Annotated in this window: 8 protein-coding genes; 6 read left to right on the plus strand and 2 right to left on the minus strand. The window is 61.3% G+C overall.

Annotated elements, in window-relative coordinates:
- The first annotated feature begins 40 nt into the window (after positions 1-40).
- The 6 genes from AC5O5I_RS11060 to AC5O5I_RS11085 are packed head-to-tail and all read left to right on the plus strand — an operon-like array spanning position 41 to position 7,976.
- Complete coding sequence (locus AC5O5I_RS11060; protein WP_172231745.1) at positions 41-1,123, plus strand: alkene reductase; 1,083 nt, start codon at positions 41-43, stop codon at positions 1,121-1,123.
- The gene (locus AC5O5I_RS11065) at positions 1,120-2,967 is read left to right on the plus strand and encodes a long-chain-acyl-CoA synthetase (RefSeq protein ID WP_172231748.1); all 1,848 of its coding nucleotides are present in this window, start codon (positions 1,120-1,122) and stop codon (positions 2,965-2,967) included. Before AC5O5I_RS11060 ends, AC5O5I_RS11065 begins: the two co-directional genes overlap by 4 nt.
- The gene (locus AC5O5I_RS11070; protein ID WP_494512576.1) at positions 2,960-4,117 is read left to right on the plus strand and encodes an MBL fold metallo-hydrolase; all 1,158 of its coding nucleotides are present in this window, start codon (positions 2,960-2,962) and stop codon (positions 4,115-4,117) included. The genes AC5O5I_RS11065 and AC5O5I_RS11070 overlap by 8 nt, the downstream gene beginning before the upstream one ends.
- Positions 4,095-5,762: a DUF1302 domain-containing protein gene (locus AC5O5I_RS11075; protein WP_494512577.1), complete on the plus strand. Its 1,668-nt coding sequence runs from the start codon at positions 4,095-4,097 to the stop codon at positions 5,760-5,762. Before AC5O5I_RS11070 ends, AC5O5I_RS11075 begins: the two co-directional genes overlap by 23 nt.
- A gap of 49 nt (positions 5,763-5,811) precedes the next feature.
- Positions 5,812-7,023, plus strand: a complete 1,212-nt coding sequence (locus AC5O5I_RS11080) for a thiolase family protein (RefSeq protein ID WP_172225254.1) — start codon at positions 5,812-5,814, stop codon at positions 7,021-7,023.
- A gap of 5 nt (positions 7,024-7,028) precedes the next feature.
- Positions 7,029-7,976, plus strand: coding sequence for a bifunctional OB-fold nucleic acid binding domain-containing protein/MaoC family dehydratase (locus AC5O5I_RS11085; RefSeq protein ID WP_494512578.1), 948 nt, complete (start codon positions 7,029-7,031; stop codon positions 7,974-7,976).
- Between the two features lie 215 nt (positions 7,977-8,191).
- Here AC5O5I_RS11085 and AC5O5I_RS11090 read toward each other — a convergent pair whose 3' ends face one another.
- On the minus strand, positions 8,192-12,739 hold the full coding sequence (locus tag AC5O5I_RS11090; protein ID WP_494512579.1) for an RHS repeat-associated core domain-containing protein: 4,548 nt from the start codon (positions 12,737-12,739) through the stop codon (positions 8,192-8,194).
- A complete protein-coding gene (locus AC5O5I_RS11095) occupies positions 12,736-17,424 on the minus strand; it encodes a hypothetical protein (RefSeq protein ID WP_494512580.1) in 4,689 nt (1,562 codons plus the stop codon). The genes AC5O5I_RS11090 and AC5O5I_RS11095 overlap by 4 nt, the downstream gene beginning before the upstream one ends.
- Between the last annotated feature and the right edge of the window lie 44 nt (positions 17,425-17,468).

The following is a 17,468-nucleotide window of genomic DNA, read 5'->3' on the forward strand; positions in this document are numbered from 1 at the left end:
TGCCGGCAAGCCGGAAACAAGAATACGTAAAGGAGCTGAAATGGACATCTTGTTCGAGCCTGTGCGCCTGGGCGAACTGCAACTGGCCAACCGCATCGTGATGGCCCCGATGACCCGCAGTCGCGCCGATGCTCGCGCAGTGCCGGGCAGCGATATGGTCGAGTACTACCGCCAGCGCGCCAGTGCCGGACTGATCGTTGCCGAAGGCACCGCGCCTTCTGCCAGCGGCCTTGGTTATTGCCGCACCCCGGCGATCTACAACCGCGAGCAGATCAGCGCCTGGCAACAGGTTACCCGCGCCGTGCACGAACAAGGCGGGCGCATCGTGCTGCAATTGATGCACGTGGGGCGCGCTGCCAGCCATTACAACAAACCCCAGGGTGCGCCAACCGTAGCCCCATCATCGCTGCCGGCGCGTGTCCAGCTGTTCAGCGATAGCGCAGGGATGGTCGATGCCGATGTGCCCCAGGCGTTGTCGCTGGCGGCTATCGCCGAGGTCATCGGCGACTTCCGCCAGGCGGCGCTGAATGCCCGCGAAGCGGGGTTCGACGGGGTCGAGCTGCACTGCACCAGTGGCTACCTGCCGATGCAGTTCATGGCTTCGGGCAGCAACCAGCGTACCGATGCGTATGGCGGGCCGGTGCAGCAACGGGTGCGCTTTGCCAAGGAAGTGCTCGAAGCCATGGCCGCGGCCATCGGCGCCGGCCGGGTCGGCCTGCGGCTGTGCCCCGGCAACCCTTACAACGACATCGACGACCGCGAACCTGAACACACCGCTACGGCCCTGTGCCAGGCGGTGGCACCACTGGGGCTGGCCTACCTGCACATCATGCGCTCGCCCGTGCCCGGGCTGGATGCCTTTGCCCTGGCGCGCGCGCATGGCCCCCAGGGGCTGATCCTCAACGACGGCTTCGACGCAGCTTCCGCCCGCACGGCGCTGGCAGCGGGCGAGGGCACGGCGGTGTCGTTCGGCCGCCTCTTCATCGGCAACCCTGACCTGGTCGAACGCCTGCGCCACGGCAGGCCGCTGGCCGGCTTCGACCGCAAGACCCTGTATACCCCCGGTGCCCGCGGCTACAGCGACTACCCAACCTGGCAGCAGCACCTGGAGGTGACGCAATGAACCTGCCGCACAGCCTGAGCAGCCTGGCGCCTGTCAGCCGCGAGCACACCCAGGCGCTGCTCGACCTGCGCGCCGAGGCCAGTGCGCAAATCAAGCCGCGTGACCTGTACACCCTCGCCGACCGCCTGGAGGCCCAGGCCATCCGCCACGGCGAGCGGCCATTCCTGATCGCGGGCGACCAGGTGCTGAGCTACGCCGAAGTCGACAGCCAGGCCAACCAGATGGCCCACCGCGCACGTGCTGCCGGCCTGCAGGCTGGTGACGTGTGCGCAATCATGATGGAAAACCGCCCGGCGTTCTTCACCTGCTGGTTCGGCCTGGTCAAACTTGGCGTGGTGGTGGCGTTCATCAACACCCAAGTGGCCGGCAAACCCTTGCTGCATGCCCTGCAGACGACCGCGGCCAAGGCGCTGGTGGTGGGCGAAGAATGCCTGGGCAACCTGCAGGCCACCGACGGGTTGCCCGCGCTGCCATTGTGGATGGTGACCGATGCCGAAACCCCATGGCCCGGTGAACTGCCCGAAGGGGTCGACCGCACCTTCGCCACCGGGCTTGCCAGTGCGCCGCGTACCCCGTTGCCCGCAGCACTGCGCGCCGGTATCGAAGCCCAGGCGCCGACGCTGCTGATCTTCACCTCGGGCACCACTGGCCTGCCCAAGGCCGCGCGCTACAGCCATATGCGCTGGCTGTCGTCGGGCGATGTGATGCAGGTGACCCTGGAGGCCGGCGTCGACGATGTGTTCTATTGCTGCCTGCCGCTGTACCACGGCGCCGCCGCCACGTCGGTGACGTCCACCGCACTGCGCGCCGGGGCCAGCATTGTCGTGCGGCGCAAGTTCAGCGTGCGCGAATTCTGGAGCGACGTTGCTCGCCATCGCATCAGCGTGTTCCAGTACATCGGCGAAATCTGCCGCTATCTGCTCAACCGGCCGCCGCAGGCCGGGGAGCGTGAGCACAGCCTGCGTTGCATGCTCGGTGCCGGCTTGGCGGGCGAAACCTGGCAGCGCTGGGTGGAGCGGTTCGGGCCGATCCAGGTGTTCGAAGGGTGGGGGGCGACTGAAGCCAACACCAACCTGATCAATGTAGACAACTACCTCGGCTCGTGCGGCCGGGTCCCGGACTGGAGCCGTACCAACCTGCGCCTGGTGCGCTTCGACGTCGAGAACGACTGCCACCCGCGCGATGAACACGGCTTCTACCAGCTGTGCGAAGTGGGCGAGGTGGGCGAGGCCATGGGGTTCATCGTCGACCACCCGGACATCGGTGGTGGCCGCTTCGAGGGCTACACCTGTGCCGCCGCCACCGAGAGCAAGATCCGCCGCAATGTGCTGCGTGAGGGCGATGCCTGGTGGAGCTCCGGTGACCTGCTGCGCCAGGACGCCGACGGCTATTGCTATTTTGTCGACCGGATCGGCGACACCTTCCGCTGGAAGAGCGAAAACGTCTCCACCCAGGAGGTGGCCGAAGCCCTGGGCGACCTGCCGGGCCTGGAGCTGATCAACGTCTATGGCGTGCAGGTGCCGCAGCACGAGGGCCGCGCCGGCATGGCCGCAGTGCTGATGCAGGCCGGCCAGGCTTTCGACCCGCAGGCCTTCTACCGCCTGACCGACACCAGGCTGCCACGTTACGCCGCGCCGGTGTTTGTGCGGGTTACTGCCGCGGCAGACCTGACCAGCACCTTCAAGCTGCGCAAGGTCGACCTGCAGCGCCAGGGTTACTGCCCGGATGCCTGTACCGACCCGCTGTTCATTCGCGACGAGCGCAGCCAGACCTACCAGCCGTATTCGCCCGCGTTGCTTGCGCAGCTGGGCTTGCCAGCCTTCGTCGGTGGCCAGCATGGCTGAGCTCGACGACAACGGCCATGAGCTGCGTGGCGGCCTGCGCTACCCCTGGCCGCAGCCGCCAGCGAGCGGTCAAGCGTGCGAGGTAGCGGCGGGGGTGTGGTGGCTGCGCATGCCGCTGCCGTTTCGCCTTGACCACATCAACCTCTACCTGTTGCGCCATGACCACGGCTGGGTGGTGGTGGACACCGGCATGAACACAGCGCAAACCCAAGAGGTCTGGGCCCGGGTGTTCGAGCAGGTGTTCGCCGGCCAACCGCTGCTGGCGGTGATCTGCACCCACTACCACACCGACCATGCCGGCGTCGCCGGCTGGCTGGCCGAGCGGTTTCGCTGCCCGGTGTACATGACTGCTGCGGAATACCGCTCGCTGTATGTCGCCGTGCCAGGCGAGCAGGCGCCGGGCTGGGACTTCGTAAATTTCTATGCCAAGGCCGGTTTTGGCGACGAGCAGATCGGCGAGCTTTATCGGCTGGTGCAGAACGGCCATTTCCGGCCGCTGCATTTCAACAGCTACCGGCGCCTGCGTGAGGGTGATCGGCTGCGCATCGGCAGCCGCCAGTGGCGCGTGGTGGTCGGCCGTGGTCATTCCCCGGAGCACGCCTGCCTGTATGCCGAGGATGGCAGCCTGCTGCTTGCCGGCGACCAGGTCCTGCCGCGCATCACCCCGACGGTGGGCGTGCATGCCACCGAGCCCGAAGCCGACCCGCTGCGTGAATGGCTGGCCTCGCTGGAACACCTGCGCAGCCTGCCGGACAGCGTGCTGGTGTTGCCAGCCCACGAGCGGCCGTTCTGCAACCTGCATGCCCGGCTCGACCAGTTGCAGGCTCATCACCAGGCCCAGCTCGCGCGCCTGCTGGCCAGCTGCGAGGCGCCCTCTACCGCGCTTGAGCTGATGGCTGCGCTGTTCCCCAGGCTGTCCGGTCGTTTCGACGAACTGATGGCCCTTGGCGAAACGTTGGCCCACGCCAACTACCTCATGGCCGAAGGGCTGCTCGTGCGCGAGTACCAGCCACCGCTTTACCGCTATCGCCGTGCCCGGCAGGCACCCGCGCAGCAGGCGGCGGGTGGCCCGACGGCGACGTTGAACATTCCAGGCGGCCAGTCGGTTGCCCTTCAGGAGAGTCCGTGTGATCAACAAGAACAACAATGACGGTACTGCCCTTGCTTGCCGCAGTGTCCAGCTTGCCAGCGTGGCCACGGCGATCGCGCTGGCGTCGACGCCGGCCTGGTCCGGGGAAACCCTGGAGTTCGACAATGGCGCCACCATCGACTGGTCGGTGACCACCAGCTACGGCATCGGCGTGCGCCTGGGCAAGCCCAGTGACCGCCTGCTCGGGGTCAATGCCGATGACGCCAACCGCAACTTCAACCAGGGCAGCCTGACCACCAACCGGGTGGGCGCCCTGGGCGAGATGATCCTGCGCATGGACAACTACGGCGCCGTGGTGCGCGCCAGCACCTTCTACGACGACGTCTACCACCGCAAGAACGACAACGATTCACCGGCCACGGTCAACAAGGCCGGTGACAACGACGAATTCACCAGCGATGCGCGTTACTACAGCGGCGGCCGCACCCGGCTGCTGGACGCCTACGTGTTCGGCGGCTGGCGTTTCGACAACGATTCGATGCTCGACGTCAAGGCCGGGCGCCACATCGAGTCCTGGGGCGAAAGCTTGTACTACCCCGGCGTCAACGGCGTGCAGAACCCCTCTGATGCGGTCAAGGCCGCGCAACCGGGGGTCGAGGTCAAGGAAGTGCTGCTGCCGGTGGGGCAGGTGTCGGCGTCGTACCGCTTGAACCCGCAGTTCACCTTTGGCGGCTACGTGCAGTACGAGTGGAAGGGCACCGAACTGGCACCGGTGGGCAGCTACCTGTCGGGCACCGATGTGATCGGGCCAGGGCGCGAATTCCTGATCACCCCGACGGGCAATGTGCCGTATCGCGGTACCGATGAGCCCCGCGACAGCGGCCAGTGGGGCCTACAACTGCGCTACCGGCCGGTGCCGGCGCTGGAGTTGTCGCTGTTTCACGTCAACTACCACGACAAGAACCCGGCCACAGCGCTGGTGGGCTACAGCCCGGTGCCCGTCGGTGGCGGCCTGTTCGCCTTTGCCGCCAACGGCTACCGGGTGAAGTATTTCGAAGACATCAAACTGACCGGTATCAGCGCCTCGACCAAGCTCGGCGATACCCAGATAGGGGCCGAGTGGTCGTACCGCGACGGCGCGCCGGTGCTGGTCAACACGGGCATGGGACCGACTGCAGCCAAGGGCAAGGGCCAGCAGTTCCAGCTTTCGGCCATGCGCGTGCTGGGTGACCGGCCGTGGGCCAGCCAGACCACCCTGACCGGCGAGATCATTCATGTGCGGGTGGACAGTGTCGAGGCCACTTCCGCAGCCAGCAACCTGCAAGGCGTGGCCCTGTTGCCCAGCCTGACACCCTTGGTTGGAGCGTCCGATGACTACACCTACAAGACCGCATCCGGCTGGAAGAGCCGCGACGCCAGTGCCTACACCGTGGGCGCATCGTTCAGTTATCCGGGGGTTTTCCAAGGCTGGGATCTGGAAGTGCCAGTGCGCTTCTCCAATGTGTTCAGCGGCTCGACGCCCATGTCCGGCAGCATCGCCGGCGTGCAGGGCGACCGCCGCATCAGCGTAGGCACCACCTTCAAGTACTTGGGCAATCTGGAAGTCGGCCTGACCTACGTGGGCTACCTGGGCTCGCCCGACCCGATCAAGCGGCCCTATGCCGACCGTGACTACGCCACGTTCTCGATGAAATACACCTTCTGACCGACCACCTGGACAACGCCGGGGCCTGCGGCTCCGGCATGGAGGCACTATGGGGCTCAAAGGCCACGCAGCAATAGTGGGTACCGCGCAGTACAAGCCGGAAAAGTACGCGACGGCGCCCAGAATGTTCCACCTCGAACAGGTCGCCGACCTGGCCGCCCAGGCCCTGCGCGATGCCGGCCTGCAAGCCTCGGACCTCGACGGCCTGGTGATCAACGGCCCGCAGTTTCACGAAGCCTCGGTGTTTGTGCCGGCCATGGCCGCCGAATACCTGGGCCTTCGCCTGAACTTTGCCGAGGTGGTCGACCTTGGCGGCTGTACTTCGGTGGGCATGGTCTGGCGCGCCGCCGCTGCCATCGAACTGGGCTTGTGCCAGGCCGTGCTGTGCGTGCTGCCAGCGCGCATGGCCCCGCTGGGGCCGGATGAAGATCCCGGCTGGATGGCCCGGGCCATGCGTTTTGGCGGCCACAGCACGGCGTTCGGTGCCCCCGAAGCGGAGTTCGACCTGCCGTACGGGCACATGGGCCAGAACACCGGCTATGCCATGATCGCCCAGCGCTACGCCGCCCAGTACGGCTACGACCCCAGGGCCCTGGCCAAGATTGCGGTGGACCAGCGCAGCAACGCCCAGGCCAACCCGCAGGCGATGTTCTTCGGCCAGCCTTTGAGTGTCGAGCAGGTGCTGGCCAGCCGGATGGTCGCCGACCCGCTGCACGTGCTGGAAATCGTCATGCCGGTGGCCGGCGGTGCCGCCATGATCATCGCCTCGAAGGAACTGGCGGCCAAGGCCCGCAAGCGGCCAGCGTTCATTACCGGCTTTGGCGAACACCTGGCGTTCAAGTCGCCGTCCTATGCCCAGGACATGCTGCACACGCCCATCGGCCCGGCATCACAGCGTGCCTTCGCCATGGCCGGGCTGAAACCGGCAGACGTCGATGCCGCGCAGATCTATGACTGCTACACCATCACCGCGCTGCTCACCCTGGAAGACGCGGGCTTCTGCGGCAAAGGCGAGGGCATGGCGTTCGTGCGCGAGCACGATCTGACCTGGCGCGGCGACTTCCCCATGAACACCCATGGCGGCCAGCTCAGCTTTGGCCAGGCCGGCTCTGCTGGCGGCATGTCGCAGGTCATCGAGGCGGTCACGCAAATTGCCGGCGCGGCCGGCGAGCGCCAGCTGCAGCGTTGCGACAGCGTGTACGTCTCCGGCACCGGTGGCGTGATGAGCGAACAGGGCGCATTGATCCTTCAGGGAGCATAACCAGTATGTCCAATAACAAACCCATGCCTGTGGCGACGGAAATCTCCGCACCGTTCTGGGAGGGCCTGAAGGCCCGGCGGCTGTTGATCCAGCAGTGCAACGCGTGTGCGCAGTGGCTGTTCTACCCGCGCCGGCACTGCCCGGCCTGCCTGGCGCCAGACCCGGCCTGGCGCGAGGTGGCGGGGCAGGCGAGCCTGTACAGCTATACCCTGACGCGCATTGCAACCTTGCCGGACTTTGCCGATGAAATGCCCCAGGCCCTGGCGGTGGTGGAACTGGCCGAAGGGGTGCGCATCAACACCACCCTGGTCGGGCTGGACGAGGCGCAGATTCGTATCGGCATGGCCTTGCAGCCGGTGTTCGCCGAGGCTGACGACAAAGGCACGCGGTTGCTGCGCTTTACCGGCCTGGAGCAGGACGTGCACAGCCTCGAAGCCCTGGCGGGCGGCGCTGACACACCAGCGGTCGAGCCCAAGCCTGGCAGCAGCGTGCAGGTAGATTGCAATGATGCACAGGCCTTGCAGGCATTGGTCAGCGAACAGTTCAGCGGCTGGAGCAACAGCCTGCTGGTGGATCAGGCCTTGATCGATGCCTTTGCGCAGTTGTCCGGCGATGATTACTGGATCCATACCGATCCCGAGCGCGCCCGGCGCAGCAGCCCGTTTGGCGGCACCATCGCCCACGGCGCGCTGGTGCAGGTGCTGCAGTCGCGGCTGAAGCTGGCGCTGGGCTTCGAGATCACCGGCTTCACCACGCAGATCAACTACGGCTCCGACCGCCTGCGCTTCCCGGCGCCGGTGCCGGCCGGCTCGCGCATTCATGCCCGGGCCCGGGTCAAGGCGGTCGAGCTGAACCAGCGCGGCACCCAGCTGACCCTGGAGATCAACACCCACGTGGTCGGCCAGGAGCGGCCGTCGGTGATCAATGACCTGGTGATTCTCTACCAACGCTGAGCAGCTCGCAGCACTTCAAATCAGAAAATGGGCGTATCGCGATCGCTCGGTGGTTGCTGAAGTTCGCGCTGATCCGGGTGATTAATCAGGTCACTTCGGGCCTCAACGTGATGATGTTTTGAAAGAGGTACTCGAAGAGCACCTCTTTCAAATCTCGGGACTTTCTACCTGCAAGGCCTATTGTGCCGGAAGTAGTCATGAGGCGTAGGTATGCGTTAACCTAGATAACTAATGACAGGGGCGAGATTATAAGTATGAAGCAAGCGCTCGTCATTCCTGGAGAAGCAGTAAGCATGAAGGTGATGGCCTGGAAGAGACTCCCATTGGTCGAGCTGGGCACGGGTGACCCCTTTGAGATCGCTACCTCTCAGATCATGAATGTAGATCTTCCGGTTGCGTAAATTTCTGCGTACATCTCGATAATCATAGTTGGTTCCATTTAGTATATTGAAGCTGTTGACATCGTCTTCTGTGACGAGTCTACGCAAACGGTCGCTGGGTTTGGTGTGAGAAAAGGCAGATTTGTCTTCAAGAAGGAATTCTACGTCGTTGAGATAAGGGTCGCGTCTGACTGTAACTTTGCCTAGGGTGCTTCGGTAGCTAGTGAAGTTGTCTCCAGTTGTTTCGCCGTGAGCACCTGTATAAGCATGGATGTCACTTTTTGAGTTGCGCCTGGATATTTTAATGAGCGCATCTTTTACGTCGCTGTGAGTTACAGTCATATCAGCGGTCCAGAGTATTCTCTGCTGGGGCCCGGGCAGGGTGTCCTGATACCATACGGGAGCCCTACCGGGGGCTGCTTGAGAAATCACTTGTTGAGACTTGTTTCCGAATACTCTGAGCCCTGCAGTTTTACCTCCCATGGGATTGCCCGGATACGAGGTAGGTCGCGGAGCATGGGGTGATCTAACGGCATATTTGAATCGTCTTGGTCCCAGCGATGCGCGCAAAGCGCGCAGCTTATGAAACCCTTCGCCAAGCGCTTTACTCAGCTTACTCGCTCCGGCATGCGCCAGGTCAACCAGGCCAGCAGCCATCGCCGCCCATCCCAGTTTCTCGGCCAGTTCAGGGTTACTCTGTTGCACCGATACCTGAGCGATGGTCAAACCTGCATACGCCAGCGTCGATCCATATATCACCGCCTTCGCCACCCCGGCCATCTGCGAGCCGAATGCCGGCGCACTGGCCAACGCCATCATCACGTGCCCCACAGGTTCCAATATCCGCGACAGCTCCGGGTTCGACTGCCTCAATGCCATCCCCGTCGCCGTAACTGCGGCACCCGCTGTGTAGGCGATCATCAGCCCGGCGATCACCGGCGCACTCAGGGTGCCTGCCGAAGCTACGATCAGCAGCCCACCCAGAATCGTCAGGCCAGCGAACAACAGCCAATCCCCCGTGCTCGCAGCCTGGGGTGGCGCTGTCTCCGTGCTGGGAGTAAGCGCGGCAATAATGGTGTCGAGCCGGGTCAGGCTCGCGGCCTGGGCCTGGCGGTTGAGCATGATGTGGCCACTGGGATCCTCGAAGTTGACCGGGTCGGCTTTCGGGCAGTAGGCACGGTCATTCGGGCCGGCTGCACCCAGCGGGCTCCAGTCGTCGGGCTGGCAGAACACTTTGTGCTGGGCGTCGTAGACGCGGTAGCCGTCGCCGAGATGGAAACCCCCCGTCACCCGATCCACCCGCTGGCCGTTGTAACCGACGCCCACCGATTGAGCGTTGAGAGTGGCCAGATGGGTAACGCCCCAAGGCGTGAACGTGACCGAATGGCGAACCCAGGCGCCGTCCTTGAACTGGTATTCGTCACCCCCACCGGTCTGCGGGTCGCCGAGCACGAACAGCCATTGATCGCCCAAGGCAACCGCCAGGCCCGCCTGGTCATCCAGCGTCAGGCGCTTGAGCACCTTGCCTGCACCATCCAGCCAGGTTTCCCCACTCAGGCCATTGGCACCATAGTTGAGGATGCGCCGCTGGTTGTTGACGACATCACACTGGGCAATCAACCGGTCATGTTCGTCGTACTCGTAATAGGTCAGCGGCGTCGTGCCACCCTTTGCAGTCACTGACCTGAGGCGGCCGCTGTCAGTGTAGGCCAGGGTTTGTTCCCGCTCGTTGGTCGCCAGGTTGCCGTTGGCGTCGTACGTCAGGGTGACCGTGCGGGTACTGGTCTTGCCGGCAAGTGTCGCGGTGCAGGTGATCGCCGTACGCCGGGTTGGATGCATCGCATCGTCGTAGGCATAACTGCGTACCAGCGTGTCGTTGTTGCTACGCGTGGTCGAGCATTGGGTCATGCTGCCCAGTTCGTCGTATTGGTAAGCCTCTTCCTTGATGGCATGCCCTTCGTCATCCTTGACCTGCTCGCCCGCCACTGCGTCCACCGTCCATTGCTGCAATTCATCGCTGGTACCGGTCACGCTGGTGTAATAGACGAATGTCTCGGTTCTTGCCCGTGTGCCGTCACGGTACAGCGTTTTGCTTAGCAGCTGGCTGGCCGGTGACCAGGTTTGCTCGTAGCGCACCTTTTCCTGGCCGTTCAGCGAATAACTGCGCTTGGTTTCGCGGCCGAAGGCATCGTAGTCGTGCAGCACCTGCAAGTGCCGGCCGCTGCGCATGTCTTGCACCGTGAGGCAGGCCAACTGGCCCAGTGCAGTGTATGTGTATTGGTATTCGAGTGATCCCCGGCGCAACCGGCTGCGGTAACCTTGGGCATTTTCCCAGGCCTGCAGGGGCAGGTTGTTGCTGTTCCATGTGCCGGTCAAGACGCAGCGCAGGGAGGCCGAACCCTCATCGCGCTGCTGTTGCCCGTGCACCGTCCGGTTGAAGCGCCAGGTGCCCAATAGCAGCGGCTGCAAGGTTTCGCTGGTGACCAGGCTTTGATGATCACCCTGCACCGGGCGTTCGGCCTGCAAGGCCTGTGTGACGGGGCTCAACTTGAAGGTTACCAAGGGTGTCTTGCTATCGGTGCTGCCTTTTTGTGCATACCAGGACAGGCTGCCATCGTCGTTGCGTGCATGGTAAAGGCTGGTACCGTCTGGCTTCACGTAACCGTCTGGCCGGGTTCGCAGCGTTTGACTGGTATCGCTGCCCCTGACCAGCGTCGCCACGGCGCCCTCGTTGAACGTGCGGCTGGCCAGTACCCGTTCTGGCGCGTTCGCCGACTTCTTCACGCTCATGCGGGTTGGGGCGTCGTTCAAGCCTTCGTAGGCCCAGGTAATGATCGATTTGTCCGGTTGGGTCAGTGTCTCTGCGCGCCCCAGGCCGTCGTAGCTGATATTCCAGGTTCTGGCTTGCTTGGCATAGCCGGGGATGTCCTCGGTCACCTGAGTGCGCTGGCCTTTCTGGTTCAGCGTCTGGGTGGTTGTGATGGCTGCACCGGCGGCAGGTTTCTCCAGGCCTTTCCATGTTTCGTGCGTCAGGGTGACCGACCCGTCCCGCAGGTTGCGCTGGGTGGTTTGTTGAGTGCTCAGTGCGCCCTGCGAGATCAGCCCAAGGGTGGAGCGGGTGGTCAGCGACACATTCTGGTTTGTGTCGGTAACCACCGGGTCATGCCCGTGGGCCTGCCAGAACCAGTCCTTGCTCCGCTCGGGCAGTGCTTTGACGTTGTCGATGCGTAAGCCACCCGGCAAGTAGTCGAACCTCACTTGGCCGGCCATCTGCCCATCGCTGTCCCAGGCTGTTTGTTCCACCGTGCAATAGTTGTCGGCACCGTGATCTAGCCCTGGCACGCGTTGCAGCTCACGGCGCACGATGCGTTGCTGGCCATCGTAATAGCACTGCTGGTGACGCCCCTGGGCGTCGCAACTCCTGACACAGTTTCCCTTGCCATCTTCCGAGTAGTGGATGGATTGCGAGTGGGTGAGTACTAGCGAGGTCACCAAGCCAGTGGTAAAGGCCTGTTCATTGAACGCATAGGTGTCACTGCGCACGCCCCGGCCCAGGCTATCGTACCGATGGCAGGTAAACGCTATGGCCTTGCCCTCGCTGTCTTGCCGGGTTTCACGCAGTAGGCGGCCGGTACGCGCCGACACGATGTGGCGTTGGAGGATGGCCGTTGCCGTCGAGTAGGGCGTGGTGCGCAACAGTTCGAGGGTGGCGGCCTGTCGGCCGATGGTCACTACCTCGGTCACGGTCTGGGTGCTGCGTGCGTTGTCGTTCTGGTACCACTGGGTGGCGATGCGTTCGCTGCTGCGGACCGCGCCGGTCTGGTGCTGGTAGTTGGCCTGCACCAGGGAGACGGACAACGCTGTCGGTTTGGCCAGCTTCACGTCCTTCAAGGCCAGGGTGTCGCTGTCGGCAAAGGCTTCGAAGCCTTCGAAGGTAAGCACGGTGTTGGGCAGCAGGGTACCGTGCTCGTCGCGCTGGTTCAGGGCGTAGCCGAACAGGGTCAGTACCGGGGCCTGGCGGGTACCGTCGGGCAGCAGCAGGTACTGGTACTGCGCGCACAGTGGCAGCAGGCCTTTACCTGCCGCCGGGCGCTCGGTGCAGGTGAGCTGGGTGGCATCGGCCAGCGCCCTGCCGGTGGTGCCTTGCGTGGCGTTGGTACCGGTGGTGACCTTGGCCAGTGTCAGCCCTGCAACCAGCTTGCTGATAGCCAGTGGATGGGCGTCGGCCTCGTAGTACCAGAGCCGTGTGTGCAAACCATCGTCAGTGATGAACTGTATAGGTTCCAGGCCGCCGGGGCGGTAACGGGTGAGCGCGGTTTCCGTGAGCGAAGCGGCTGGAAGGGTGGGGGCTGGGCTGGAGGTGGTCTGATCCGTGCTGGTCATGGCTGCTGTTCCTCGGCAGTGGCGGCGACGCGGAGATCTTCGACGGTGATGTGCTGCTCTGTTTGCCGCGGCTGGCGCAGCGGAGCGGGCACGGCGTGGTCGGTCTGATAGACATGGCGCGTGATGCGCTGCTGCTCGCCGGGGACTTTTTCGATCAGGCGCGCAAGTTGCGTGGCACCGTCAGCGCTGTGGGACCACTCCCAGCGGGTGGATGGCACCTGTTCCAGGTCGCTGCCGACAGGGGCGTGCGCGTAGCGGGTGGCTGCGGTGATCTGCTCTCTACCTTCCCAGGCCCAGGCATGGTGGGTATTGGGTTGTTGGCCACCGGGTACCAAGGTGTGCAGCGCGACACGAGGTGCTGAATTGTAAAATGACTCGTCGTAGGCGACCACTTCCCGTGAACCATCGTCCTCGGCAATGCAGCACAATACATTGTCCAGCGTTGCCGACACGGTGTACTGGAAGTACAGGCGCTGGTCGGGCTTGTCCGTCTGGGAGCCGCTGGATCGAGTCAAACGCCTAAGCAGGCAGTCTTTGATGTCCAGGGTGATGCAGCAGCGCTCATCGGTCTCTGGCCAGAGGGTGAAAACGCTCTGTTGGCTACCCTTTAGCACCGGCTCGGCGGAGTGTTCGGCCTCGAGCAGCACGTTGACACCGTCCTTTATGCTGTTCAGGCGGACATGGCCCTTTACGCCTTGCCAGTCCAGTTGCAGCGCTCTGTTGTCGGCCTTGAGTTGCAGTGGCACCAGGATCAAGGCATTGCGCTCGATATCGGCGAGTGCCAGCGCCATTTCGGTTTTCAGATTGTTCAGATCTTTTTTATTCGCGATGACCTGTTTGAGTTTTTCCCGATCCTTGCCTAATAAGTCGGCGCCCCATGTGGTGTTGATAAAGCCCGCGACAATGGAAGAGAGTTGTATGCTTCGCGTGTTTTCGTAGTCATCAACTTTTGAAGCTGCCAGAAAACCAGTGCCTCCGGTCAATAAACCGCCGATAATGCTCCATACTGGCGGTGCATCTTTTGATGGTGTTTTCAGGTCCTCCAGTGCTTTATCGATTTTCGCGATAATTACATTGATCTGGCCTTTAAGGTTATCTTTATAGGTCCCGCCACTTTCCAGGTTGTCATGGGCCTGGGGGAGCCCAAGCACTTCTTCGTGGCCGTTAAGATATTCGATCGTGAAAGTCGTCAGGTGATAGGTCTTTCGTTTACCACCTTCAGCGCTCATCTCGTCGGTAGTCCCTTGGCCCGCTTTGAGGGTATAGCCAAGGCGCACTATCGGCTCGCCTTCGATCAGTTGCTTGATGTTATCAATGCTGAGCTCATGCACGGTCCCGTTACCCAGTACCAGGCGCCGCTTTCGATTGTCGAAAGAAGAAAACCCCGAGAACGCGAAGCCATCGCCGAGGGCGCTTTCGTTGGCACGGAACGGCGAGTAGTTGAGCGCGAGTGGGATCGCAGGCGTGTTGCCTGAGAGGCTGGAGAGCGTTGCAAGTGTGTGATGGAAGTGGAACAGGCCTGTCTGGGGCGAGACGCCATGGGGCTGCGAGCCGCTAGAGGCGAAGAGCTCGGACCCGTCGGTATTTGCCATGTCGGCACACAGTGTGTCGTGCGCAGGCTCTTCGATACTTATTTCTTTTGTTGTTGTGCAACTTTGAATTTTCCTCCACAGAAGTTCAGGAGACACGATGCCGATCAAAATCCCTGCTGAAGCGCTTTCTTCACCGGGTTCGAAAGGGACGTTCAAGTCGAGTGCAAGTCCGTAGTCATTGCGGCTGCAGGAAACTAGAGAAAAACGTCTATCGATGGCTTGAGCATCAAGCACAATGCAGAGTTGCTGCCGCAAAGAGGAGAAATGGATGTCGATGGTTGCGAGGTGGCACTGGGTGGTCGCTAGGTTTGATAAGGTCTTTTCAATGAATTTTCTGTCACTGAAGATCTGCGCAAGAGTGCTAAGATCTCTATGTTTAGTGGTTTTAGCAAGTCGGAGCAAACCAGCAAGTGTATAATGAAATCCAGCTGCAATAAGCCAGGTGGAATCAAACATTGAAGATCCCTGCTGGGTGGTCACGAGGCGTGGGTCTGGCATGCTGGAGCTGAATGGCGAGTCTTCGATGTCTTCCTGTCTAGAGTGTACTACTTTTGAAACTTCATCAAGCGCGCTGTGTGTCAATTCGATTGGGGGTGTGTGTATATTGAGTTGTGCAAGATTTTTTATGATTTTTTTTGTGGTGACTGGAAAGACTGCAGGAGAACTAACTTGTTTTTGAAGTAGCTCTGCATATAGATAATATATGTCGTCTGTGACGGGTTGTGGTGTGCGCTGGTTGGCGTTGGTAGCGTGGGCGTTATGTGCCTGCACTGGTCCGTTCAGGATGACTTTATTAATTTCAATTGGGAACGGGTTGGTGCTTTTACTGCCAGTCGCTATGGGTGTTGATGTTAGTTTCTCAAGTGTTGTTTGTAGCTGGAGAACAGTTGCTTCACCCACTTTCCAATTGTTCCGGGAGGCGTTGGAAACGTTGGCGTCGATGCTGAGCCCAAGCCAAGCAACCCCGTTTTGTTTCAAATGCTCGTTAAGCGTTTTCGCCAGCTTGGCCCGCTTTGCTGCCTGATCTATCGAAGCCTCCATCGCCGACAAGGTAATGGATGAGGCGTGACAGAGGCATCCCGTGCGCGTGTCACGGCTCTCAATGAGCAATTGAACACTTTCATCGCCAAGACAGGCGTCAAGCACGTCATCGATATCCTCGCCGGAGCGGCTTGACCAAGCAGGTGAAGCCAAGGGCTCACTCATCCAGATGCGAAGTGGGACCCCTGCGCGCAAGCAACGCCATGTCGATGCAGGGGCCGTGCCGCCGCCGCTTGCCGGTTCCAGTTTGATGTAGGGTGCCAAGGGACTGCCGGCCAACTGGCTGGCCAACACGGCCGGCCATTGGTTCTGCGCCTGCGTTTCACTACTTGGGGAGAACGTGAACGGCGATCCCGGTAGCGGTGCGCCCGTTACATCATCGTGTACCGCAATCATCACCTCGTTATCCAGGGCCAGGTCCGAGTTCACAGTGAATGACGCATGCTCAAGCCAATTGACGGATTCAAGTTGAACCGAAAGGTCGGACAGTTGCGGTATCCACAGCTGATTACCTTGCTCAGCAGGAGTGATGCTGATGTCATCGTCCTGGCGCTTGCCGGCCCTCAGCATTGCACTGTGCTGGTTGAGAAATTCGCTCATCTGTTTGCTCCAGCTATCGCTGGCGCTGCTCGCTTCGGGCTGGAAAAAATGGGATTCGTACAGGTGCTGGCTGGTCCTGTGGCGTACTTGGATGCATGCACGATCTCCCAAGGAAGGCGCTGCATCTGGAAGCGTAAGTGCACAGACCTGATTGGCCTTGAACGGAAGGTTGCTGAGCAACTTGCAATGCGAATCAAATGCCCACAAACGGTCGACCTGGCTTTTCTCGACGTTGTTGTACCCCGTGAAGGTTTGCGAGGTGGGGGCATCGGTGTTTTCGGTCAGTTCGGCGTCGTTCGAGAGATGCCCGGCCTGGAGCAGCACGGAACCTTCGACCAGCGTCTCGTCGGCCTGGATCGCCTTGACCAACGCAACAGGCCAGGCCACGCGGGCCTTGTTGGCTTCGGTCGCTGTTAGCGAGACGGTTTTCAGCACGCGTCCGTCGATAGGGTCGACGGCCCAGACGTGAACGGTTTCGTCCAGCTGCAGGTCCCGGTCCGCCAGCACATGGCAGGGGCTTGCCCAGACGCAATCACCGGTGCCTAACACACTGTGCTCGAAGCCTGTCATGCTTGGCAACATGTCGTTATTTAATGCGTGTGCAGCCGGGTACAACGTTTCAGTTGTCTGCGCGTCTGAAGGCACGGGCTCTGGAGGGGGCTCGATTCGGTTTTTTTTTGTTGCACGCGCTTCCGTTACTGGCCTGAAATCCTCCACGGCAGCTAGCGAATAGATTGTGCGGATGTCTTGAGAAGAGATGTCGATGTCGTCGTCGTCGTCGTCAAGTGCAGTGAAGTAATTCAGTAGGGGGTGTGTCTTCGCGAGTTGTGTTTTGATGTCTCGGAGCATTTTGTCTGTCGATACGGTGATGTGTTGTGCGCTTGACAGGGAAGGGGGGTTGTTATCCAGGTAACCGATTAAGCTATAGTTTTTCAGTTTTCGGGGAACAGGGTCGGTATATAGGCTGTTGGTGTAAGACTCCCTAAAGATGGCCGTGCTGTCATGGGGTTTTGAAAAGGGTTCGATAGGGTGTTTAAGCTCAATCAGTACCGGTGTGTGGCTGGTGGAGATCGGCATTAGGTTCGCAGTTGTTGTTATCGATGCTCCCGCTTGAATTATTTCGGATACGAACACTTCGTAAGCGGCTTCATAATCTTTGTAGAATTCTGGGTTGCTGCTATAGAGCGTGATGATTTCGGGTGCAACGCCATGGATATCCTCCAGCAGCTCCGTATGCAATGGGCCTAATGCGGATTCATCAAAAACAAAACGTTTGGGGTATTTTTGCTGAGCATCATGAGCGGCTGTGATTCCGTCGGTTTCTAAACTCAGAAATTTAGTGTTGTTTGTAAGTTTGGCTTGAATTGTTATGTTGTCGCCATTTTTTAGTTTGGCTTTCTCGATGACTTCTTTGTTGTAGCCTGTTTTGAATGTTTCTGAGAAACGTCCCATTGGACTACCCCTGGTGAACAACGTTGGTGAGAGGGTGTCAGGCT

The organism is Pseudomonas sp. 9_2_1 (genome assembly GCF_059295275.1).